Origin of the sequence: Cellulomonas aerilata (assembly GCF_007991755.1) — a bacterium.
GTDB lineage: Bacteria > Actinomycetota > Actinomycetes > Actinomycetales > Cellulomonadaceae > Pengzhenrongella > Pengzhenrongella aerilata.
In genome coordinates, this window is record NZ_BJYY01000022.1 from 67,873 (window position 1) to 89,644 (window position 21,772).

Sequence of the window (21,772 nt, forward strand, 5' to 3'; positions counted from 1 at the left end):
CGTGCTCGGATGCCGAGACATGCGTCCCGAGTGATGGACGATTCACGCTAGGGTCGCGGGCATGACGCGCAGCATCGACCTGGCCGTGATCGCGGGCGACGGGATCGGCACCGAGGTCGTCGAGCAGGGGCTGCTCGTCCTCGAGGCCGCGCTCGCCGGGAGCGACGTCACCGTCGCCACGCGCGACTTCGACCTCGGCGCACGGCGCTGGCAGGCCACCGGCGAGACGCTGACCGACGCGGACCTCCAGGCCATCCGCGGCCACGACGCGATCCTGCTCGGCGCGATCGGGGACCCGCAGGTCCCGTCCGGCGTCCTGGAGCGCGGGCTGCTGCTCAAGCTGCGGTTCACGCTGGACCACTACGTCAACCTGCGCCCCAGCCGCCTCTACCCCGGGGTCACCGGGCCGCTCGCGGACCCGGGCGAGGTCGACTTCGTCGTCGTCCGCGAGGGGACCGAGGGCCCGTACGTCGGAAACGGCGGCGCGCTGCGCGTCGGCACGCCGCAGGAGATCGCGAACGAGGTCAGCGTCAACACCGCGTTCGGCGTCGAGCGCGTCGTCCGGGACGCGTTCGCCCGGGCCGCCGCCCGCCCGCGCAGGAAGCTCACGCTGGTCCACAAGCACAACGTCCTCGTGCACGCCGGGCACCTGTGGCGCCGGACGGTCGAAGCCGTCAACGCGGACTTCCCCGACGTCACGGTCGACTACCTGCACGTCGACGCGGCGACCATCTTCATGGTCACCAACCCGTCCCGGTTCGACGTGATCGTCACCGACAACCTGTTCGGCGACATCCTCACCGACCTCGCGGCCGCCATCACCGGCGGCATCGGGCTGGCCGCCTCCGCGAACATCAACCCGGACCGGGACGCGTCCGGCGCCAGCGTGGCGCCGTCCATGTTCGAGCCGGTGCACGGCTCGGCGCCCGACATCGCCGGCCAGGGCAAGGCCGACCCGACGGCCACCGTGCTGTCCGTCGCGATGCTGCTGGAGCACCTGGGGCTCCCCGACCAGGCCACCCGGGTCGAGGCCGCGGTGGCCGCCGACCTGACCGAGCGGGGCGGACGAGTACGGTCGACGGCCGAGGTGGGCAAGGACCTCGCCGCGCGCGTCGCCGGCTGACCCTCGCCCGTCCCGCCCTCGGTGCCGCCCCCCGCTCGGGGAGCGGCGCCCGGCGTCCTCGGCCGTCATCACCGGTACCGTCAGCAACGACCACCAGGTGAAAGGCCCCACCCTCATGACCCGCTCCGACACCGACCTCGCGACCGTCGCCGTGGCCGAGGACGCGTTCGTCGTCCACCGCACCGGCAGCCCCTTGCCGGACGCCCAGCGTGAGGCAGCGCTGGCCCAGCCCAAGTTCGGCACGGTCTTCACCGACCACATGGCCCGGGCCACCTGGACGGCCGGGGACGGCTGGCACGACCGCCGGGTGGAGCGGTACGGGCCCCTGCAGCTGGACCCCGCGGCCGCCGTCCTGCACTACGGGCAGGAGATCTTCGAGGGGCTCAAGGCCTACCGGCACGACGACGGGTCGGTCTGGACCTTCCGCCCGTGGGCCAACGCCGCGCGGTTCGCGGCGTCGGCGTACCGCATCGCGCTCCCCGAGCTCCCGCAGGAGGACTTCCTCGGCGCGATCACCGCGCTCGTGCGCACCGACGCCGCGTGGGTGCCGGGCGGCGAGGAGATGAGCCTGTACCTGCGGCCGTTCATGTACGCCTCGGAGCGGTTCCTCGGGGTGCGGCCGTCGCTCGAGGCCGAGTTCCTCGTGATCGCCTCGCCGGTGGGCCCCTACTTCGCCGGCGGGGTGCAGCCGGTGTCCATCTGGGTCGCCCAGGACTTCCACCGGGCCGGCGCGGGTGGCACCGGGGCGGCGAAGTTCGGCGGCAACTACGCCGGCAGCCTGCTGCCGCAGCAGGTCGCGCACGCCAAGGGCTTCGACCAGGTCTGCTTCCTCGACGCCGCCACGAACAGCGTGCTGGAGGAGCTCGGCGGGATGAACGTGTTCGTCGTCGAGGCCGACGGCCGGGTGTCCACCCCCGAGCTCACCGGCTCGATCCTCGAGGGCGTGACCCGGTCGTCCATCCTGCGGCTGCTGTCCGACGCGGGCCACGAGGTCGCCGAGCGCCGCATCCCGCTCGACGAGGTCCGAGCCGGCCTCGCCGACGGGCGCGTCGCGGAGGTCTTCGCGTGCGGCACCGCCGCCGTGGTGACCCCGATCGGGCGGCTGGCGGGGGACGACTTCGACCTCACGGTCGGCGACGGGACGTCCGGACCCGTCACCACCCGCATCCGCGCCCAGCTCACCGACATCCAGTACGGCCGAGCCGCCGACCCCCACGGCTGGATGCACCGCCTCATCTGACACCCACCGCCCGCCCGGCCCCTGCCCACCCCTCAGCGCCCCTCCACTCCCACCGCCGGGTGCGACGTCCCGGACCTCTCCCGCGAGGCCATGGGTCCACGACGTCGCACTCGGCAGCCTGGAGCGCTCGGCTCGGCCCGGCACGCACGTGGCCCCCGCAACTCGCCGAGTGCGACGTTCCGCACCGTTCGCACTTCGGGTTGGGACCGAAACGTCGCACTCGGCGTGGAGGGGGTGCGGGGTGGAGGGCAGGGCCCGAGGGGGCGGCCGGCGGGACAGACCGACCGCATGGTGGATGGTGTTCTCACCTGCCGGACGCTGTGCCATGATGACGGGATGCAGCACCGCAGCATCGTCATCGCCTAGCGCGTCCGGCCCACCCGCCGGACGCGCAGACCCTCCGCACCCCGGGGGGTCTTTTTGTTGCCGGGCACCACCCACGCCCGACGACGTCGTCGCCTCGCCCCGGCACCACCCGCCGCCGGGGGCACCCGAGCCACCGCGAGCGCCGACGAAGAGAACCAGTCATCCCTCGAGAGGTGCCATCGTGACCAGCCAGTCGACGGCCTTCGACGTCTACGACACGACCCTGCGCGACGGCGCGCAGCAGGAGGGCATGAACCTGTCGGTCGCCGACAAGCTCGCGATCGCCCCGCTGCTGGACGAGCTCGGCGTGGGGTTCATCGAGGGCGGCTGGCCGGGCGCCATCCCGAAGGACACCGAGTTCTTCGCCCGGGCCGCCAAGGAGCTGACCCTGCGTCACGCCCAGCTCGCCGCGTTCGGCGCGACCCGCAAGCCCGGCGTCCGGGCCGGCGACGACCCGCAGGTCCGGGCGCTGCTGGACTCCGAGGCGCCGGTCGTGACGCTGGTCGCCAAGAGCGACATCCGGCACGTGGAGCGTGCGCTGCGCACCACCGGCGAGGAGAACCTCGCGATGATCGCGGACACGGTGGCCCTGCTCGTGGGCGAGGGCCGCCGGGTCGTGCTCGACGCCGAGCACTTCTTCGACGGCTACCGGTTCGACCCCACCTACGCCCTGAGCGCGGTCCGCACCGCCTTCGAGGCCGGTGCCGAGGTCGCGGCCCTGTGCGACACCAACGGCGGCATGCTGCCCGACGGCGTCCTGGAGACGGTCGCCGTGGTCCGCGCCGCGCTCGGGCCCCAGGGCCGCCTGGGGATGCACGCCCACAACGACTCCGGGTGCGCCGTCGCCAACTCCCTCGCCGCGGTCGCCGGGGGGGCCGACCACGTCCAGGGGACCGTGAACGGGTACGGCGAGCGCACCGGCAACGCGGACCTGATCGCCGTCGTCGCCAACCTCGAGCTCAAGCAGGGCCGCGCGCTGCTGGCCGACGACGGCCTGCGGGACGCGACCCGGATCGCGCACGCGATCAGCGAGATCACCAACATCAGCCCGTTCGCGCGACAGCCCTACATCGGGGCGAGCGCGTTCGCGCACAAGGCCGGCCTGCACGCCTCGGCGATCAAGGTCGACCCGGACCTCTACCAGCACATCGACCCGACCCAGGTCGGCAACGACATGCGCATGCTGATCTCCGACATGGCCGGACGCGCGTCGATCGAGCTCAAGGGCCGCGAGCTCGGGATCGAGCTGGAGGGGCGCAGCGACGTCCTCAGCCGGGTCACCAACCGGGTCAAGCAGTCCGAGGCGGAGGGGTACACGTTCGACGCCGCGGACGCGTCCTTCGAGCTGCTGCTGCGCGAGGAGGTCGACGGCTCGCGGCTCGCCTACTTCGACGTGGAGAGCTGGCGGGTCATCGTCGAGACGCTGCCCGGGCGCCCGGACGAGGCCAACGCCGAGGCGACCGTCAAGCTCACCGCCGGCGGGCGGCGGGTCGTCGCGACCGGCGAGGGGAACGGCCCGGTCAACGCGCTGGACCACGCGCTGCGCCTCGCGCTGGTGGGCTCCTACCCCGAGATCGAGCGGTTCGAGCTCATCGACTTCAAGGTGCGGATCATGGACGCGATGCACGGCACCGACGCCGTGACCCGCGTGCTCGTCGAGACCATGGACAACGGCGCGGAGACCACCTGGCGGACCGTGGGGGTGGGCCCCAACGTCATCGAGGCGTCGTGGGAGGCGCTCGTCGACTCGGTGGTCTACGGGCTGCTCAAGGCCGGGGTCGAGCGGCGGTCCTGAGGGTCGGCGAGCGCCGTGCCGAGGTTGGCCGACGCCGGCACGGCCCGGCGGGACCGGTGTCCGGGCGACCTACGATGACGTGGTGAGCAGCCAGAACGGCGTCCTGCGGGGCGAGTACAAGGTCCCCGGCGGCAAGCTGGTCGCCGTCGACGTCGAGGTCCGGGACGGACGGCTGGACCGGGTAGCCGTCAGCGGTGACTTCTTCCTCGAGCCCGACGACGCCCTCGCCCGGCTCGACACGGCGCTCACCGGCCGCCCGGAGGACTCCTCGGCGGCGCAGCTGACCGCGGCGGTCGAGGCCGCGCTGCGGCCGACCGACACGCTCGTCGGGTTCACGCCGGAGTCGGTGGCCATCGCGGTCCGCCGGGCCGTGGGCCGGGCCACCGGGTGGCACGACCACACCTTCGAGCTCATCCACGAGGGTCCGCGGCCGCCCGTGCTGCACGCGGCGCTGGACCAGGTGCTGTCCGAGGAGCTGGCCGCCGGTCGCCGCGGGCCGACGCTGCGCTTCTGGGAGTGGGTCGACCCGGCCGTGGTGATCGGGTCCTTCCAGTCCCTGCGCAACGAGGTGGACCTCGAGGCGGCGGAGCGCTACGGCGTCGACGTCGTGCGCCGCATCTCCGGCGGTGGGGCGATGTTCATGGAGGCCGGCAACTGCATCACGTTCTCGCTCGTCGTCCCGGCGTCGCTGGTGGACGGGCTGACCTTCGAGCAGTCGTACGCGTTCCTGGACGACTGGGTGCTCGGTGCGCTGGCCGACGTCGGCGTGACGGCGTCCTACGCGGGCCTGAACGACATCGCGTCCCCGGCCGGCAAGCTCGCTGGTGCGGCGCAGAAGCGGCTGGTCGGCGGCGCCGTCCTGCACCACGTGACCATGGCCTACGACATCGACGCCGAGAAGATGACCCAGGTGCTGCGCATCGGCCGGGAGAAGCTGTCCGACAAGGGCACCCGCAGTGCGGCCAAGCGGGTGGACCCGGTGCGCTCGCAGACCGGGCGGTCGCGCACCGAGGTCATCGACGCCTTCAAGGCGCACTTCCGCTCGCGGTACGACACGGTCGACGGGTCCCTGCGTCCGGAGGAGGTCGCGTCCGCGGAGAGGCTCGTGGCGACGAAGTTCGGCACTCCGGAGTGGACCGCCCGGGTGCCGTAGGACGCCCGACGGCGCGGGGCGTCCCACGCGCGGGCGGTCGGGGTTCGCCCGACGCCCACCTGCCGGTCAGCTGCGCCGGTCGATCACCACGAACGACACGACGCCGACGACGATGAACACCCACGGCAGCGCGCCCAGCAGGACCTCGGCATCCGCGCCGAACAGGTTCGCCACCATGGCGACCGGAGCGGCGACGAAGGCGGACATGCCCACGGCCGCCGCGGCGCGCTGGTGGACCAGCCGGTCCCGCTCGTCCGGCTCGCCGCCTACCACCCGGGACGCGGTGGCCGCCTGCAGGCCCCGCCGGACGCTGCGGACCCGCGCCAGCACGGCGAGCCCCAGCACGAGCAGGCCACCGGTCAGCATCCCGGCGGCGGTGTCGCGCTCGCCACCGGCGGCGGTGACCGCGGCGAGCACGAGAAGGACCGCGAGACCGCCGAGCATCGTGCCCCACCACACCAGGCGTCGGGTCCGGGCGTCAGAGGTCGGCATGGAAGATCTCCTCGATGGTGGTGCCGAAGTAGCGGGCGATGGCGAAGGCCAGGGGCAGCGACGGGTCGTACTTGCCGGTCTCGAGCGAGTTGACCGTCTGCCGGGAGACGCCGAGCTCGGTGCCGAGCGCGCCCTGCGACAGCCCGGCCTCCTCGCGCAGGCGACGGATCTCGTTCCTCATGCGCTCACGGGCTGCGCGGGCTGCACGGTCCCGGCGGTGTCCCGCCGGCGGACGGGCCGCGGCGTCAGGAGCAGCGCACGCAGGTCCACGAGCACGTGCAGCCCCATCGGGACCACGAGGCTGCCGGTGGCGAGGTACAGGCCGGCGAACACGGCGCCGGCCAGCCCGGTGGCCAGCATCCCGGCCCACCCCTGGTAGGCGTGGGCGGCCCCGAACAGGACCGCGGCGATCACGACGACGACGCGCGGGTCTGCGGTGGGCAGCAGCAGCGCCAGCGTGAGCAGCACGAGCCCGCGGTAGGTGATCTCCTCGGTCACGCCGGCGGTGACGGACAGCGCCGCCCACCCGCGCCGACCGCGCGGCGTGGTGGGGAGCATCGGGGTGAGAGCGGCGGAGCCGGCCAGGGGAATGCCGCCGGAGCCGGCCCTTGGGGCCTGGGCGGAGCGCGACCGCGCGCGTGCCACCAGCCGGAGCACCGCGACCACTACGGCGGTGCCGAGCAGCAGGCCGACGAGCATCCCCGCGGCCGTCTCGAGCACGTCGCCGGGCGGGACGTCGACCGCGGACGACGTCCCGCGCCACACCGACGTGCCGAGCCCGGCGAGGTCCGGAGCGCGCAGGCCCAGGGCGGCGAGACCGACGTCGGGCAGCGCGGTGACGAGTGCGACGACCGCGGCGGCCCACAGCCAGCCGCCACGCACCCACCGGCGGTAGAAGCGCACCCGGGCCGCTTCCGCCCCGGCCGGGTCGGCGGCGAGCTCGGCGAGCAGCGCACGGTGGTCGCGCCGCCCCAGGACGGGGTCGGTCACGCCCAGCACGACGACGGCGAGCACGAGAGCCGCCACGGTCGCAGGCGCGACGTCGAGGGACTGCAGGGCGTCCAGAGTCGGGTTCATGCGTGCCTCCGGTCGGTGGTCAGTGGTCGGTGGGCGTTGGTCGGTGCGCCGCTGCTCCGGCAGGACGCCGGCGCAGAGGTCGGCGGTGGTGGTCAAGGACCCTTGACAGCGCCTCTGGTGACAAGAGTGCTTGACACCTGTCGGGGTGTCAAGCGTCTTTGTCAGTTGCGATGCGCCTCAGTAGCGCGGAGGCCCGCTGGCTCGACGGCGCGGTGGCTGTGTACGCAGTGGGTCCGGCGGCCCAGTGGCCCGACGGCCGAGTGGCCCGGCGGCCCGACGGCCCGGCGGCTCAGGTGCTCGGCGGCTGGGCGTCGGCAGCCACCGGCGGACGGCTGCCGAAGACCGCGGTGCCGAGGCGGACCACGGTCGCGCCCTCCGCGACGGCCGCCTCGAGGTCGCCGCTCATCCCCATGGACAGCTCGGTGACCGCCTCCGTCCCCGGCGCACCGGAGCCGCGGACCTCGTCGCGCAGCCGTCGCAGCACCGCGTAGCCGGCGCGCACGACGGCGTCGTCGGGGGAGCGGGCACCCACGGTCATCAGGCCACGCAGCCGCAGCCCCTCCAGGGCGCCGACCGCGAGGGCGAGGGCGACGGCGTCGTCCGGCGCGACACCGGACTTGGTCGTCTCGCCCGACACGTTGACCTGCACCAGGACGTCGAGCGGGCGCACGTCGGCGGTCGCCCGGGCGGCCAGGCGGGTGGCCAGCGCGAGGGAGTCGACGGTCTGCACGCACGACACCCAGCGCAGCGCGGCGTTGACCTTGTTGGACTGCAGCGGCCCGATGAGGTGGACGTCGGGGTGGAGGTCGGCCAGGTCCGGTCCCTTGGCGACGAGCTCCTGGACGCGGTTCTCGCCGATCAGCACGGGGCGGTGGGCGACCGACGGCGCGGCCAGGAGGGCCGCGCGGATCGCCGGCGCGCCGACGGTCTTGGTGGCCAGCAGCAGCCGCACGGACCCCACCGACCGCCCCGCGGCCGTCTCGGCGGCGGCGATGCGTTGGTGCACCTCCCGCAGGCGGGTCGCGACGTCGTCGCGCGCGGGCACGGCGATGTCGTCGCGCGCGGGCACGGCGACGTCGTCACGCGCCGGGACCGCGACGTCGTCGCGCGCGGGAACTGCGACGTCGTCGCGCGGCGGAGGCGTGGCGCCGTCGTGACGGGCCGCGTCGTCGGGGGTCACGAGTCCCGCGCCACGGGGGCGACGACGGCGCCGGTGAGGCGCACCAGGTCGGCCGGCGCCAGCTCGACGTCCAGGCCCCGGCGCCCGCCGGAGACGAACACGGTGTCGAAGAGCTCGGCGCTCTCGTCGACGACGGTGGGGTGGAGGGTGCGCTGACCGAGCGGCGAGATGCCGCCGAGCACGTACCCCGTGACCCGTTCGGCGACCGCCTTGTCGGCCATCACCGCACGCTTGCCGCCGACCGCGTGCGCGAGCGCCTTGAGGTCGAGCATGCCGGTCACCGGGACGACGGCGACGGTGAGCACGCCGTCGACGGACGTCATGAGGGTCTTGAACACCTGCTCGGCCGGGATGCCCAGCACCTGCGCGGCCTCCAGGCCGTACCCCACGTCGCTCGCCGGGTCGTGCTCGTAGGCATGCGCGGTGTGCGGGACGCCCGCGGCCTCCAGGGCGACGAGCGCGGGGGTGCCGCCGTGCGCGGACCGGGAGGCCTTCTTCACCACCCGGGCAGCGTAGGCCAGCCGGACGTGCGGCTCGTCGGGCGCCTCGTCAGACGGCCAGGCCGACGACGTTGCCGACGCCGAACGTGATCGCCATCGCGAGCCCGCCGCCGACGAGGTTGCGGACCACCGCCGGTGGGACGGGCGCGCGTCCGAGCCGTGCCGCCAGCACCCCGGTGAGGGCGAGCGCCGCGAGGACGGACGCCACCGTGACCGGGACCCGGGCGGCGACGGCTGGAGCCAGGACGGCGACCAGCGGCAGCGCCCCGCCGACCAGGAACGCGGCCAGCGAGGCGTGCCACGGGTTCACCAGGGCGTCGGGGTCGATGCCGAGCTCGACGCGCGCGTGCGCGGCCAGAGCGTCGTGCGCGGTCTGCTCCGCCGCGACGGCCCGGGCCAGGCCGTCGGACAGCCCGTTGGCCCGGTGCAGCCCGGCCAGCTCCTCGAGCTCCTCCTCGGGTGCCTCCGCGAGCTCGCGACGCTCGAGGTCGAGCAGCGCGCGCTCGGAGTCGCGCTGGCTGGAGACGGACACGTACTCACCGACCGCCATCGACAGGGCCCCGGCGGCCAGCGCGGCGGCCCCGGCGATCGCGATCGCGGGACGCGCGCCGGTGGCGCCGGCGACGCCGACCACGACGCCCGCCACCGAGACGATGCCGTCGTTGGCCCCCAGCACGCCCGCACGCAGCCGGTTCAGCCGCGCAGCGGTGCCCGCGTGGTGCGGCTCGGCCGGGCTCTGACCGAGGAGTCGTGAGGGTCGGTCCACCCGGCTCAGGCTAGGAGCCGGAGCACACCACGTCACCGAAGGGGAGGCTGCCCTCAGCGGGCGGCGGGCGCGGCACCCGTCGGAGCGACCCGACAGGCGCCGCGCCGGACCTCACCCGAGCACGCCGAGGGCGTTGACCAGCCCGTGCCCGTACAGCGAGTTCAGTGCCGCGTCCCCGGTGCACACGGCGTCCCACTCGGCCGTCCGGCCCTCCCGGACGTACGACTGCACGCCGCCCGCCGGGCAGGCCTGGTCCACGGCCGTGTCGATGAGCAGGTCGCCGACGGCGTCCGGCGCCATGGTCAGCCCGTGGCCCGCCACCGGGTCCACCGCGCCATGCGCGCTCACGGCCAGGGCGGCCACACCGGTGGCGTGCGGTGCCGCCATGGAGGTGCCCTGGAACCACCCGTAGTAGCCGCAGTCCGACCGCTTGCTGACGCACTGCTTGAGGATCCCGTTCTGCCGACCCAGGCGGGTGATGTTGCCCTTGCGGTCGATCTCGCCGGTCTCCACCAGGTACGCGAACGGCACAGTCGACAGGATCAGGTTGCCGTTGGTCATGTGCGCCTCGGTGCCGAACCGGTCCCGGTACCAGCCGCCCGGCGCGGACAGCTCGATCTCGCCGGACGTCACCTCGGTCGCGTGGTTGGAGTAGTCGGCCTTCGCGCCGGACGGGCCGACGGCCGAGACGCCGAGGACGTGCGGGCCCTCGACGGGCAGGTCGAAGCACGTGTCGTCGTCGATGGTCCGCGGGTACGGGTCCGCTCCGTAGTCGGGGCTGGTCTCGTCGACCCGCGGGTTGGAGATGTCCTCGTGGCCGTTGCCCAGCGACCCGACCAGGGTCACGTCGTGGTCGTGCGCGAAGTCGAGCGCGCGCGTCATGGCCTCGATGACGACCTCCTGCTCCGACGCGGCGGCGTCGGAGTCCTCCGGGGCGCCGCCCAGGCAGTTGTAGAGCCACGGGTCCACGTAGAACGACATGTTGACCACGTCGAGACCTGCCTCACCGGCGTAGGTGAGGGCGCTGGTGACCGGACCGAGGAAGAAGAAGCCGCTGTCCTGCCCGCCACGGATGTTCACGAGCGTGACGTCGGGGGCCACGCCGCTGATGCCCAGCCCGTTGAGGGAGGCCGCGATGGTCCCCGCCACGTGGGTGCCGTGCCCGCCCTCGTCGACCGTCGCCGGGTCGATGCAGCCGGCCACCTCGCACGGCCCGTCGATGTCCTCCATGTCCGTGACGAAGTTCCGGGACAGCGCGGTGTCGACGCTGTCGCGGAGGTCGGGGTGGTCGGCCTGGACCCCGGTGTCCAGGACGCCGACGGTCACCCGCTCGTCGCCCGTCTCCACGGCGTGCGCCTGGAACGCGTCGATCATCTCCATCCCCCACAGCAGCCCGTCGAGCGGGTCGTGCCCGAACGGCGGGGCAGGCAGGTCGCGGACCGTGCCGTTGCGCCTGCTGCGGTCGAACACGTTCTCGCGCTCCACCGGGTCGGGGGCCGCGCGCCGGGGCGTGACCCCGACGACCCTGTCGGTCGCGACGCCCTGCACGCCGTCCACGGCGTTCGCACGCGCGGCGAAGCCCACGTCGGCCGAGCGGACGGAGACGAGGCCGATGGCCTCGTTGACGGAGGTCACCTCCGCCCCCGCGGCCGCCAGGTCCTGCGCGAGCCGCCCGGTGTCGCCGACGTCCTCGGCCAGCACGAGCCAGCTCGACGGCGTGGTGGTGCCCGCGACGTCGGCGGACGCCGCGCCGGCCGTCGCACCGCTCAGTCCCGCGGCCACGAGTGCCGCGGTCGCGAGGACGGCGAGGGATCGATCTCTGCCCATGGCAAGCCTCCGATCAGGTGAACGCGCCGTTGCGTCCGATCGCCACACGGTAGGCCGAGGGGCCGACATCCCCAAGCAGCTCGTGGCCGGGCAGCGCCGAAGCGCGCCGGATCCGCGCCGGATGCGCACCGGCGGCTCCAGGCCGCACCCGGCGGGAGTGCCGCTACAGGCGCCCGACGGCGGTCACGCGCACGACGACCTCGCCCGCGGCGTCGCTCGCAGGCAGGTCGACGACGGCGTCGATGCGCCAGTCGTGGTCGCCGGCCGGGTCGTCGAGGACCTGGCGCACCTCCCACGCGTCGCGCGCGTGCGGGGGCCGCTCGGTGATCTGCAGCAGGGCGGGTCCGCGCGCGTCCGGGCCGACCCCGATCGCGTCGTGGTCGTCGTAGAACGGGTCCAACGCCGCGGCCCACGCGTCGGCGTCCCAGCCCGAGGCGCCGTCGAGCGCCGCCAGGCCGCGGTAGTCCTCGCGGGCGGCCAGGTCGACCCGGCGGAACATCGCGTTGCGGACCAGGGCACGGAACGCACGGTGGTTGGCGGTGATCGGACGGGCCGACTCGTCCTCGGTGTCCAGGCCCGGGACGGCGCCGGCGTCGGCGTGCTCGGGGTCGCGCAGGCGCTCCCACTCGTCCAGCAGGCTGGAGTCCGTGCGCCGGACGAGCTCGCCGAGCCACTCCACGAGCTCGGCGAGCTCCTCGGTGCGGCTGTCCTCGGGGACGGTGTGGCGCAGCGCCCGGTACGCGTCGGCGAGGTAGCGCAGCAGCACGCCCTCGGTGCGCTCCAGGGCGTAGAAGGAGACGTACTCGGCGAAGGTCATGGTCCGCTCGTGCAGGTCGCGGACGACCGACTTCGGGGACAGCTCCAGGTCCGCCACCCAGGGGTTCGTCTGCCGGTACGTCGCGAACGTCGCGGTGAGCAGCTCGGCGAGCGGCTTGGGGTAGCTGATGTCCTCCAGCGCCGCCATCCGCTCCTCGTAGTCGTAGCCCTCGGCCTTCATCGCCCCGATGGCCTCGCCGCGGGCCTTCTTCTCCTGGGCGAAGAGCACCTGTCGCGGGTCGTCGAGGGTCGACTCGATGATCGAGACGGTGTCGAGCGCGGCCGTGGGGGAGGCCTGGTCGACGAGGTCCAGGGCCGCGAAGGCGAACGGCGACAGCGCCTGGTTCAGCGCGAAGTTCGGCGGGACGTCGACGGTGAGCCGGACGGTCCAGCCGGACCCGTCCGGCCGCCGGACGCGCTCCACGACGCCGGCCGCCCGCAGCGACCGGTAGACGGCGATCGCCCGCCGGACGTGGCGACCACGGGCCGACTCCGGCTCGTGGTTGTCGGTGAGCAGCTTCGTCATGGCCGCGACCGGGTCGCCCGGACGCGCCAGGACGTTGAGCACCATGGCGTGGGAGACCGCGAAGCTGGAGGTCAGCGGCTCGGGGTCGGCGTCACGCAGGCGCTCGAAGGTCTTGTCGGTCCAGTTGACCGACCCCTCGGGCGCCTTCTTCCGGACGATCTTCTTGAGCTTCTTCGGGTCGTCCCCGGCACGCTCCAGCAGCTTGCGGTTCTCGATGACGTGGTCGGGGGCCATGACGATGACCTCGCCGACCGTGTCGTAGCCGGCGCGTCCGGCTCGGCCCGCCACCTGGTGGAACTCCCGCGCGGTCAGGTGCCGCATCCGGACGCCGTCGTACTTCACGAGCGACGTGAGCAGGACGGTACGGATGGGCACGTTGATGCCGACACCGAGGGTGTCCGTGCCGCACACGACCTTGAGCAGCCCCTTCTGCGTCAGCCGCTCCACGACCCGGCGGTACTTGGGCAGCATCCCGGCGTGGTGGACGCCGACGCCGTGCCGCAGCAGGCGCGACAGCGTCCGCCCGAACCCGGGGCCGAAGCGGAACGCGCCGAGCTCGTCCGCGATCCGGTCGCGCTCCTCGCGGCTGGCGACGTTCGTGCTGAGCAGCGACTGGGCGCGCTCGACGGCGGCGGCCTGCGTGAAGTGCACGACGTACACCGGGGCCCGCCGGGTCCGCACGAGCTCCTCGATGAGCTCGTGCAGGGGCTCGATCGCGTAGGAGAACGTCAGCGGAACCGGCCGCTCGGTGTGGGCGACGACGGCGACGGGCACCCCGGTGCGCCGTTCGATGTCGTCGGCGAAGAAGGAGACGTCCCCGAGGGTGGCCGACATCAGCAGGAACTGGGTCTGCGCCAGCTCCAGCAGCGGCACCTGCCACGCCCAGCCACGCTGGGGGTCGGAGTAGAAGTGGAACTCGTCCATGACGACCTGGCCGACGTCGGCACCCGCGGCACCCGAGGCGCTCGCGGCCCGGACGAGGTCGTCGTCGGTGGCGTCGTCGTCGGCCCCGCCGGTGCGCAGGGCGTGGTTGGCGAGGATCTCCGCGGTGCAGCAGATGATCGGCGCGCCGGGGTTCACGGCCGAGTCGCCGGTCATCATGCCGACGTTCTCGGAGCCGAACGCCGCCACGAGGGCGAAGAACTTCTCGCTCACCAGCGCCTTGAGGGGGGCGGTGTAGAACGTGCGCCGGCCCTGCGCGAGGGCGACGAAGTGCGCGGCCATCGCGACGAGCGACTTCCCGGACCCGGTCGGTGTCGCCAGGATGACGTGCGACCCAGTGACCAGCTCCATCAGCGCCTCGGACTGCGCGGGGTACAGGGTCAGGCCCTGGTCGCCGGCCCACCCGGTGAACGCCTCGTAGAGGGCGTCCGGGTCCTGGGGGTCGTCCGGGATGCGGGCGGTGAGGGTGCTGCTGGGGTCGGGGCTCATCGGGACTCATTGTTCCTGGTGGTGGAGCGCGGTGTGGTGCAGGGGTCTGCGGCAGGCGTCTCCGGCATGCGGGACCGGGCACCGGTGGGGGTCGGGCGTCACCCTTGGCGTCGGGTGGCGTCCCGCGGACCGTCGGCCGGTGCGCGCGCTGAGTCGTCCACAGGGCGAGCGCGGAATCGGCGGGACGTGTCAGTGGCGCGTGCTTTCTCGGGGACATTGGCGCGTGTCTGGGTCCATGATGCTCCGGGGGTCTCTTCCTCCGCCACAACGCCGCGCCGGCGACGTGTCCACAGGCAGGCCCGACGACGTGCCGTCCACAATGCTCGGCCGGCCGCCGGGAATGTCAGTGGGCCGCCCGAGAATGGGAGCAACAAGCCGATTCGGTGCAGACGCCGGGAAGGGGTGAGCGCCATGGACGACGACGTGTCGGACGAGCCGGGCGTCACCCCGGCGCGTGCCACCGGCACCGATCATGCGACGGTGCGCCCGGAGATCGCGGAGCTGCTGGCGGCGTTGGACGCGGTGGCCGATGCCGCGGTCGCCGTGGCTCGCTCGGACGCCGGGGTGGACGGTCGTGAGGCGGCGGTGGTCGCCGCGGGGATCGCGGCCGCGACGAGCCGGCTGGGGGTGGTGCAGGCCCGCCTGCTGGCGGTGGTGGAGGCGGACGGGATGTGGTCGGTGGAGTCGCGGTCGCTGGTCCGGTGGGCCGCACGCCGGCTGGACGTCAGCGTCCGTAGCGCCCAGGCCCAGGTGCGCCTGGGCCGCAAGCTGCGTGACGACCTGCCGCTGACCGCTGCCGCAGCCGCGGTCGGGGAGATCGGCGGGGAGCACGCGCACGTGCTTGCAGCGCTGGCCCCGACCACGGAGCGGCGGCGTGCGGCGCTGAGCAGCCCGGACGGCGAGTGCGACGAGGCGTGGCTGGTGAGGCAGGCCAGGCTCAACACGGTCGACGACCTGCGCACGGTGGTCCGGCACTGGGCCGCGGCCGCCGACACCGAGGCGGACGACCGCGGGTACGTGCAGGCGTGCGAACGTCAGCACCTGCAGGTCTCACCGACCTTGGGCGGGTACCACGTGCAGGGGTTCCTCACCGTGGATGTGGGGCAGGCGCTGGTCACCGCCCTCGAGGCCGTGACTCCCGTCCCGGCCGCGGGCGACACGAGCACGGCCGACCAGCGCCGCGCAGGCGGTCGGGGTGCTGGCGAACCTCGCGCTCGACAAGGGGCTGGCCGGTGAGGGACGCGCGTCCCGGCCCTCCCTCAACGTGCTGGTGTCGTACGAGACGCTGCAGGCCGTCACCGAGCGGGCGATCGCGCGGCAGGACGGGCTCCCGTTGCTTGAGGCAGCGCCGATATTGACGGCCAAAAGCGTGCTGCACGGCCCGCAGTTCGAGGACGGCACGCCGATCCCGCGCATTCTGCTGGACCGCCTCGCGTGCGACGGGGAGCTGAACCGCGTCATATTCGGCCCGACGTCCGAGATCCTCGACGTGGGCCGAGCGGAACGGACGTTCACCCGGGCGAGGCGAAATGCGATCATCGCCCGCGACCGGCATTGCCGGTTCCCCGGCTGCAGCGCACCACCGACCTTGTCCGAATGTCACCACGTCCGACATTGGGGACGAGATCACGGCAGCGCCTCGGTCAGCAACGGGATCCTGCTGTGCTGGCACCACCACGGGCATGTGCATGCGCGCGGGATCGAGATCCACCGGCAGGGTGCCCGGTGGGTGTTCACCGACGCGGCCGGACGCGAGCTGCCGGACCTTCGAGAGGACCGCCACGACGACGGCGCGTGACCGGGCGAGGCGCCCGTCGCTCACGCCCTACGACGCCGGACCGACGAGCCCGTCCGCCACCTCGAGCAGCCGCTGCCGCAGCACCGCCGCACGCTCGGCGAACGCCCGCTGCCGCCCCACGTACTCCGCCTTGCCGGCGGGCGTCTCGATCGCGACCGCGGGCTCGTACAGGGAGGACACGTCGTACGGGGACGCCTGCATGTCGAGCGTCCGGATGTCCCGCGCAAGCACGAAGCAGTCCAGCAGGAGCTCGCCCGGCACCGCCGGGACGAGCTTGGCCGACCACTTGTACAGATCCATGTTCGCGTGCAGGCAGCCCGGCTGCTCCGTGGCGGTCTGCGTCTCGCGGGTCAGCTGCTCACGGTTGCGCCCGACCGCGTCCGGCGTGAAGAACCGGAAGGCGTCGAAGTGGCTGCACCGCAGCGGGTGCGCCTCCACCACCGCGTCGGTGCCCTCCCGTCCGAGCCGCAGCGGCAGGGAGTGACGGCGTCGGGTGTCGTCCTGCCGGTAGACCATCGCCCACTCGTGCAGCCCCAGGCAGCCCACGTGCGCCGGCCGTGACGCCGTGCCGGCGAGAAGCGTGCGCACGTGCTCCACCGTCGACCGGCGCTCGGCGAGGAAGCCCTCGGCGTCCAGCGCGACGCCGCCGTCGACGGCCCGGTACCAGCGCCACGACGCGTGCGCGGCCAGGTCGTCGGGCGAGCCCGCGAGCACGACCCCCGGGCCGGGGTGCCAGCGCCGCAGGTGGGAGGACTTGACGCCGTAGTAGTCGTACATGAAGTCGTCGATCGCGTGCCGCTCGCCCTGGGCCCGGCGCTCGCGGTAGCCGGCGGTCAGCGCGTCCGCCCGCTCGGCGTGGTCGCGGGCGCGCGGGAGCCAGGCCTCGGCGGGCAGCACGACGCCGGTCGCTGGGGCCGCCGACGTCGTCATGGCCACCAGGGTAGGCGGGGCCTAGGGTGCTCAGGCGCGGGTGCCGTCGCACCCGACCCCCGACCCCGGAGCCGCCCCGTGAGCACCCAGGAACCCGGCGAGCTGCGACCGCTGCTGCGCCGGCTGCCGGCCCTGGCCGGGCCCTTCCCGGTCCTCGACCCCGCGGACCTGCCGGACCGGCCGGACGCGCTGTTCGTGCGCTGGCTGCACGAGGCGGTCGACGCGGGTGTCCGCGAGCCGCACGCCATGACGGTCGCGACCGCGGACGGAGCCGGACGCCCGTCGGCCCGCGTGGTGATCCTCAAGGACCTGGTCGACGGCGGCTGGCAGTTCGCCACCGACGCCCGCAGCCGCAAGGCCACCGACCTGGAGGCGAACCCGGCCGCGTCGGTGTCCTTCTACTGGCGCGAGCAGGGCCGGCAGGTGCGGCTCGACGGGACGGCCCGCGCGCTCGGTCCGGAGGCGTCCGCGGCAGACTTCCTGGCTCGCTCGCCCGCCTCGCGCGCCGCCGCGCTGGCCACCCGACCCGGGGAGCCGCTGCCGTCGACCGCGGACCTCCAGGAGGCGATGGCCGGGGCGCTCGCGCGCGTCGAGCAGGACCCGGGCACGGTGCTCGCGGAGTGGGTGCTCTACAGCGTCGTGCCGCACACGGTCGAGTTCTGGCAGGGCGACCCGCGACGCGCGCACACCAGGGTCGTCTACCGGCGGGGCGCGCCCGGCGGCGGCGCGGTCGGTGCGGGGGACTCGGCCGGCTCGACGTCGGCCGGCTGGAGCCGCGAGCTCGTCTGGCCCTGAGGGCCGACCTGGCCCTGCGGGCCGATCGACCCCGAGCCCCCCGCGGGTGACTCGTCCCGGTCCACCACCGATGCCGCCACGCTCGTCGACACGACGTGCATCGCGCGCTCCAGCGGCCCGCGACCGAGCACGGCCCGCCACAGGCTGGTGAGCACGAGGGTCGTGACGAGGAAGCCCAGGTGGACGGTCACCTGCGGCTCGCGGACGACCTCGTCGCCCATGACCGCGATCGCGACGATGTGGGTGCTGTACGCCGTGAGCGCGAGGGCACCGGTCGCGGCCAGCGGGTACACGACCCGCGGCCAGCGGTCGGCCACCACGAGGCTGACCGCGATGACGACGAACGCGACCCCGGTGTTGCCGGCGACCTCGAACGTGGAGTCGGCGTGCGGCTCGACGCTGAGCAGCCGCAGCACCTGGGCTGACTGGCCGGCCGCCATCGCCGTGAGCAGGACGCCGCCCCCGTACCCCGCCACGGCGAGCCCGGCACCGAGCAGCCCGAGCCGGACGCGCAGCGCCGTCGAGCGCAGGTCGGACCGGCCCAGCGCCAGACCGGCCAGCACGTACGCCAACCAGACCGCCGCAGGGTAGTAGCCGGCCACGAGCAGCTCCAGCAGCCCGGTCGGCGGCCGCCCGGCGGAGGTGAGCGTGTCCGTGAGCGCGAAGCACAGCCCGGGTCCGCCGAGCGCCACCGCCACCGCCAGCAGCGCGAGCGAGGTGCGGGGGAGCCGGAGGACGGGCAGGGCGAGGGCGAAGAGCAGGCCGTAGGACTGCAGGATGATCGCGATCGGCGCCCCGAGCGCGGCGAGGAACATCCCGAGCAGCAGCAGGAGCCCGCCCCGGACGGCGATCCGCACGCGCGCCCGGCCGAGGGCGGACCCGGACACCGGCCGCGGGCCGCCGCTGAGCAGGGCGATCGACAGCCCGGCGAGCACCCCGAAGAGCGCCGCCGAGCGTCCGTCCGCCACACCGAGCCAGCCGTCCGTCGACCACAGGTCCGGGCCCGCCACCCCGACGTGCGCGCTCATCATGCCGAGCACCGCGACACCGCGGGCGACGTCGACGCCACCGATGCGTTCCACGCCCCGCAGCGTACGTCCGCCCGGCCGCCGGCCGGCTCGTCGCGACCTGTGCACCGGCGACGAATCCGTCTCACCTTCCGGTACCGCCTGTCCCGCCACTTGATCTCTGCGCCTGGGACCGGCCTACTGGGGTGCGTGAGCAGCCAGGACACCTACACGCACGGTCACCACGAGAGCGTCCTGCGCTCGCACCGGTGGCGCACCGCGGAGAACTCCGCCGCCTACCTCCTCCCGGCGCTGCTGCCGGGTCAGCGGCTGCTCGACGTCGGCTGCGGCCCGGGCACGGTCACCATCGACCTCGCGGCCCGGGTCGCACCGGGCGAGGTCGTCGGCCTGGACCGGTCCGCCGTCGTGGTCGAGATGGCGCGCGAGGAGGCGGCAGCCGCCGGGGCGACCAACGTCAGCTTCACCGCCGGCGACGTCTACGCCCTGCCCTACGACGACGACTCGTTCGACGTCGTGCACGCCCACCAGGTCCTGCAGCACCTCACCGACCCCGTCGCCGCGCTGCGCGAGATGCGGCGCGTGACCCGCCCCGGCGGCGTCGTCGCCGTCCGGGACGCCGACTACTCCGCGATGACCTGGTACCCGCCGTCGGACGGGCTGGACGAGTGGCGCGCGCTGTACCACGAGGTCACCGAGGCCAACCACGCCGAGGCCGACGCCGGGCGCATGCTGCACTCGTGGGTGCTCGAGGCGGGCTTCGACCCGGCCGGCGTCGTCCCGGGCGCGGGCGTGTGGTGCTACGCCACCCAGGAGGACCGCACCTGGTGGTCCGACCTGTGGGCGGACCGCTGCACGGAGTCGGACTTCGCCCGCCAGGCACTGGCGCACGGCCTCGCCGACGACGTCGCCCTGGAGCACCTGGCGGACGGCTGGCGGCAGTGGGGGACCTACCCCGACGGCTGGTTCGCCGTCCTGCACGGCGAGGTCCTGGCCCGCGCCTGACGCCGCGTCGGCGCACTCCGGCCGTCCACCTAGGGTGTGCGCATGCGCATCGCCAGGTTCACGACCGGGAACGACCCCCGCTACGCCCTCGTCGACGGCGAGGCCGGCTCCGAGCGGCTCGTGGTGATCAGCGGGGACCCCATCTACACCCCCGTGCAGCCGACCGGCGAGGAGATCCCGCTCGCCGACGACGCGGTGCGCCTGCTGGCGCCGGTGATCCCGCGGTCCAAGGTGATCGGCATCGGGCGCAACTACGCCGCGCACGCCGCCGAGCTCGGCAACGACGTGCCCACCCGGCCGCTGGTGTTCCTCAAGCCGAACACCTCGGTCGTCGGGCCGGACGACCCCATCGTGCTGCCGTCCTACTCGGACGAGGTGCACCACGAGGCCGAGCTCGCCGTCGTCATCGGCAAGGTCGTCAAGGACGTCACCCCGGAGCGGGCGCTCGACCACGTGTTCGGCTACACCGTCGCCAACGACGTGAGCGCGCGCGACGTGCAGCGCTCGGACGAGCAGTGGACCCGCGCCAAGGGCTTCGACTCCTCGTGCCCGCTCGGCCCCTGGATCGTCACCGGGCTGGACGTGGACGACCTGCAGGTCACCGCGCGCGTCAACGGCGACACCCGGCAGGACGGTCGGACGTCGCAGCTGATCTTCGACGTGCCGTACCTGATCTCGTACGTGTCGGAGATCTTCACGCTGCTGCCCGGCGACGTCATCCTCACCGGCACCCCGGCCGGCGTCGGGCCGATCGTGCACCGCGACGTCGTCGAGTGCGAGGTCGAGGGGATCGGCGTCCTGCGCAACCCGGTCATCCGGCGCGACTGAGCGCGACCGGCGCCGGCCGGCGGGCGGGCGACCACGCCGATCCCGCGCCGAGCCTGCGCCGAGCCTGCGCCGAGCCCGCGCCGAGCCCGGTCCGGGAGCCGGCCGGGTCAGCGGCCGCGGTGGTCGGCGCGCGCGGCCGCTCGCCGCTTGCGCGCGTACATGGCGGAGTCCGCCTCGTCGAGGAGCTGACGTCCGGTGGCGGCGCCTGCGGTGTGGACCGCGGCCCCGATGCTGACGGTGGTGCGGTACTCGGTGCCGTCGAGGGGCACCGGCTGCGCCAGGGACCGCTCGAGGTCCTCGACCACCGCGTCGACGCTGTCCTGCGCGAGCTCGACGGGCAGGTCCGTGAGCAGGGCGACGAACTCGTCCCCGCCCAGACGTGCGACGGCGTCCTGCGTGCGCAGGCTGCGTCGCAGCAGCCGGGAGACGTGCCGGAGGAACTCGTCGCCCACCAGGTGCCCGCGGGTGTCGTTGACCTTCTTGAAGTGGTCGACGTCGGCGAACAGCACGCCGACCGCCGTGCCGTTGCGCGCCGCCCGGGCGAGCTCGCGGTCGAGCTCCTCCACGAAGGCGGTGCGGTTGAGCAGTCCGGTCAGGGGGTCGTGCGTGGCGGCCTGACGTTCGGCCTCCCGCTCGGTCATCTCGTCGGTGACGTCGCGCTGGGTCGCCATGTAGTGGGTGATGCTGCCGGTGGCGTCGTGGACGGGGGAGATCCGCAGCTCGTTCCAGAACTCCGTGCCGTCGGCGCGGTAGTTCACGATCCGGCACTCGACCGGCTCCCCGGCGCGCACGGCGTCGCGGATCGCCCGCACCGTCCCGGGGTCGGTGGCGGGACCCTGCAGGAAGCGGCAGTTCGTCCCGACGGCCTCGGCCTCGGTGTACCCGGTGAGCTCGGTGAAGGCGGGGTTGACGTACACCACGGGCAGGTCCGGGGCGGACGCGTCGCAGATGACGACCGTCGTGCGGGACGCCGCGACGCTCGCCATGATCAGGGCAGCGACCTCCATCGGGCCCACCTCGCCTTCTGCGTTCGTCCGGGGCTGCCTGCTGGTGGCCGGGCGGGGCGCGTCGCCTGCGACCGTAGCCGGGGCGGCGCCCG

20 protein-coding genes are annotated in these 21,772 nt (G+C 74.1%); 9 read left to right on the forward strand and 11 right to left on the reverse strand.

Features of this window, described 5'->3' with window-relative positions; genetic code table 11:
- Positions 1 to 61: 61 nt before the first annotated feature.
- From CAE01nite_RS17230 to lplAB, 4 genes are all read left to right on the forward strand, one after another.
- Positions 62 to 1,123 carry a 3-isopropylmalate dehydrogenase gene (locus tag CAE01nite_RS17230; RefSeq protein ID WP_146906771.1) on the forward strand — a complete coding sequence of 354 codons (1,062 nt, stop codon included), beginning with the start codon at positions 62 to 64 and terminating at the stop codon, positions 1,121 to 1,123.
- 115 nt (positions 1,124 to 1,238) lie between these two features.
- Positions 1,239 to 2,363: a branched-chain amino acid aminotransferase gene (locus tag CAE01nite_RS17235; protein WP_146906839.1), complete on the forward strand. Its 1,125-nt coding sequence runs from the start codon at positions 1,239 to 1,241 to the stop codon at positions 2,361 to 2,363.
- A gap of 544 nt (positions 2,364 to 2,907) precedes the next feature.
- Positions 2,908 to 4,524, forward strand: a complete 1,617-nt coding sequence (gene cimA, locus CAE01nite_RS17240; protein ID WP_281285618.1) for a citramalate synthase — start codon at positions 2,908 to 2,910, stop codon at positions 4,522 to 4,524.
- A gap of 103 nt (positions 4,525 to 4,627) precedes the next feature.
- Positions 4,628 to 5,677 (forward strand): lipoate-protein ligase LplAB, encoded by a 1,050-nt coding sequence (gene lplAB / locus CAE01nite_RS17245; RefSeq protein WP_146906840.1) that lies wholly within the window; start codon positions 4,628 to 4,630, stop codon positions 5,675 to 5,677.
- Positions 5,678 to 5,743: 66 nt separating this feature from the next.
- On the opposite strand, the gene CAE01nite_RS17250 is transcribed toward lplAB, so the two are convergent.
- The 8 genes from CAE01nite_RS17250 to CAE01nite_RS17285 all read right to left on the reverse strand — a co-directional run bounded on the left by CAE01nite_RS17250 (position 5,744) and on the right by CAE01nite_RS17285 (position 14,292).
- Complete coding sequence (locus tag CAE01nite_RS17250) at positions 5,744 to 6,169, reverse strand: hypothetical protein (RefSeq protein ID WP_146906773.1); 426 nt, start codon at positions 6,167 to 6,169, stop codon at positions 5,744 to 5,746.
- Positions 6,156 to 6,350: a helix-turn-helix transcriptional regulator gene (locus CAE01nite_RS17255; protein ID WP_146906774.1), complete on the reverse strand. Its 195-nt coding sequence runs from the start codon at positions 6,348 to 6,350 to the stop codon at positions 6,156 to 6,158. The genes CAE01nite_RS17250 and CAE01nite_RS17255 overlap by 14 nt, the downstream gene beginning before the upstream one ends.
- Positions 6,347 to 7,246 carry a CPBP family intramembrane glutamic endopeptidase gene (locus CAE01nite_RS17260; RefSeq protein WP_146906775.1) on the reverse strand — a complete coding sequence of 300 codons (900 nt, stop codon included), beginning with the start codon at positions 7,244 to 7,246 and terminating at the stop codon, positions 6,347 to 6,349. Before CAE01nite_RS17260 ends, CAE01nite_RS17255 begins: the two co-directional genes overlap by 4 nt.
- Positions 7,247 to 7,535: 289 nt before the next feature.
- Entirely contained in the window at positions 7,536 to 8,291 is a 756-nt protein-coding gene (locus tag CAE01nite_RS17265; protein ID WP_146906841.1) for a YggS family pyridoxal phosphate-dependent enzyme, read from the reverse strand.
- Positions 8,292 to 8,422: 131 nt separating this feature from the next.
- Entirely contained in the window at positions 8,423 to 8,929 is a 507-nt protein-coding gene (gene ybaK / locus CAE01nite_RS17270) for a Cys-tRNA(Pro) deacylase (RefSeq protein WP_146906776.1), read from the reverse strand.
- A gap of 46 nt (positions 8,930 to 8,975) precedes the next feature.
- Complete coding sequence (locus tag CAE01nite_RS17275; protein ID WP_146906777.1) at positions 8,976 to 9,692, reverse strand: VIT1/CCC1 transporter family protein; 717 nt, start codon at positions 9,690 to 9,692, stop codon at positions 8,976 to 8,978.
- 111 nt (positions 9,693 to 9,803) lie between these two features.
- Entirely contained in the window at positions 9,804 to 11,519 is a 1,716-nt protein-coding gene (locus tag CAE01nite_RS17280; RefSeq protein ID WP_146906778.1) for a S8 family peptidase, read from the reverse strand.
- 163 nt (positions 11,520 to 11,682) lie between these two features.
- The gene (locus tag CAE01nite_RS17285) at positions 11,683 to 14,292 is read right to left on the reverse strand and encodes a DEAD/DEAH box helicase (protein WP_146906779.1); all 2,610 of its coding nucleotides are present in this window, start codon (positions 14,290 to 14,292) and stop codon (positions 11,683 to 11,685) included.
- Between the two features lie 411 nt (positions 14,293 to 14,703).
- Between CAE01nite_RS17285 and CAE01nite_RS17290 the strand changes: the two genes are divergently transcribed.
- Entirely contained in the window at positions 14,704 to 15,528 is an 825-nt protein-coding gene (locus tag CAE01nite_RS17290) for a DUF222 domain-containing protein (protein WP_146906780.1), read from the forward strand.
- The gene (locus CAE01nite_RS17295) at positions 15,488 to 16,090 is read left to right on the forward strand and encodes an HNH endonuclease signature motif containing protein (protein WP_146906781.1); all 603 of its coding nucleotides are present in this window, start codon (positions 15,488 to 15,490) and stop codon (positions 16,088 to 16,090) included. The genes CAE01nite_RS17290 and CAE01nite_RS17295 overlap by 41 nt, the downstream gene beginning before the upstream one ends.
- Before the next feature lie 27 nt (positions 16,091 to 16,117).
- Here CAE01nite_RS17295 and CAE01nite_RS17300 read toward each other — a convergent pair whose 3' ends face one another.
- The gene (locus CAE01nite_RS17300) at positions 16,118 to 17,020 is read right to left on the reverse strand and encodes a 3-methyladenine DNA glycosylase (protein ID WP_146906782.1); all 903 of its coding nucleotides are present in this window, start codon (positions 17,018 to 17,020) and stop codon (positions 16,118 to 16,120) included.
- Positions 17,021 to 17,098: 78 nt separating this feature from the next.
- Between CAE01nite_RS17300 and CAE01nite_RS17305 the strand changes: the two genes are divergently transcribed.
- On the forward strand, positions 17,099 to 17,815 hold the full coding sequence (locus tag CAE01nite_RS17305) for a pyridoxine/pyridoxamine 5'-phosphate oxidase (protein WP_146906783.1): 717 nt from the start codon (positions 17,099 to 17,101) through the stop codon (positions 17,813 to 17,815).
- On the opposite strand, the gene CAE01nite_RS17310 is transcribed toward CAE01nite_RS17305, so the two are convergent.
- Positions 17,719 to 18,897, reverse strand: a complete 1,179-nt coding sequence (locus CAE01nite_RS17310; protein WP_246131309.1) for a heparan-alpha-glucosaminide N-acetyltransferase domain-containing protein — start codon at positions 18,895 to 18,897, stop codon at positions 17,719 to 17,721. The two genes, CAE01nite_RS17305 and CAE01nite_RS17310, sit on opposite strands and share 97 nt — an antisense overlap.
- 135 nt (positions 18,898 to 19,032) lie before the next feature.
- Here CAE01nite_RS17310 and CAE01nite_RS17315 point away from each other — a divergent pair, with 135 nt between their 5' ends.
- Both CAE01nite_RS17315 and CAE01nite_RS17320 read left to right on the forward strand, forming a co-directional pair.
- Positions 19,033 to 19,845: a methyltransferase domain-containing protein gene (locus CAE01nite_RS17315; RefSeq protein ID WP_146906785.1), complete on the forward strand. Its 813-nt coding sequence runs from the start codon at positions 19,033 to 19,035 to the stop codon at positions 19,843 to 19,845.
- A gap of 42 nt (positions 19,846 to 19,887) precedes the next feature.
- Entirely contained in the window at positions 19,888 to 20,673 is a 786-nt protein-coding gene (locus tag CAE01nite_RS17320) for a fumarylacetoacetate hydrolase family protein (protein ID WP_146906786.1), read from the forward strand.
- Between the two features lie 107 nt (positions 20,674 to 20,780).
- Here CAE01nite_RS17320 and CAE01nite_RS17325 read toward each other — a convergent pair whose 3' ends face one another.
- Positions 20,781 to 21,680 carry a diguanylate cyclase domain-containing protein gene (locus tag CAE01nite_RS17325; protein WP_146906787.1) on the reverse strand — a complete coding sequence of 300 codons (900 nt, stop codon included), beginning with the start codon at positions 21,678 to 21,680 and terminating at the stop codon, positions 20,781 to 20,783.
- Positions 21,681 to 21,772 lie beyond the last annotated feature (92 nt).

Coding starts and splice junctions, on each gene's coding strand:
- CAE01nite_RS17230 (WP_146906771.1), top strand. CDS start 62: ATGACGCGCAGCATCGACCTGGCCGTGATCGCGGGCGACGGGATCGGC.
- CAE01nite_RS17235 (WP_146906839.1), top strand. CDS start 1,239: ATGACCCGCTCCGACACCGACCTCGCGACCGTCGCCGTGGCCGAGGAC.
- CAE01nite_RS17250 (WP_146906773.1), bottom strand. CDS start 6,169: ATGCCGACCTCTGACGCCCGGACCCGACGCCTGGTGTGGTGGGGCACG.
- CAE01nite_RS17255 (WP_146906774.1), bottom strand. CDS start 6,350: ATGAGGAACGAGATCCGTCGCCTGCGCGAGGAGGCCGGGCTGTCGCAG.
- CAE01nite_RS17260 (WP_146906775.1), bottom strand. CDS start 7,246: ATGAACCCGACTCTGGACGCCCTGCAGTCCCTCGACGTCGCGCCTGCG.
- CAE01nite_RS17280 (WP_146906778.1), bottom strand. CDS start 11,519: ATGGGCAGAGATCGATCCCTCGCCGTCCTCGCGACCGCGGCACTCGTG.
- CAE01nite_RS17285 (WP_146906779.1), bottom strand. CDS start 14,292: ATGAGCCCCGACCCCAGCAGCACCCTCACCGCCCGCATCCCGGACGAC.
- CAE01nite_RS17290 (WP_146906780.1), top strand. CDS start 14,704: ATGGACGACGACGTGTCGGACGAGCCGGGCGTCACCCCGGCGCGTGCC.
- CAE01nite_RS17300 (WP_146906782.1), bottom strand. CDS start 17,020: ATGACGACGTCGGCGGCCCCAGCGACCGGCGTCGTGCTGCCCGCCGAG.
- CAE01nite_RS17320 (WP_146906786.1), top strand. CDS start 19,888: ATGCGCATCGCCAGGTTCACGACCGGGAACGACCCCCGCTACGCCCTC.
- CAE01nite_RS17325 (WP_146906787.1), bottom strand. CDS start 21,680: ATGGAGGTCGCTGCCCTGATCATGGCGAGCGTCGCGGCGTCCCGCACG.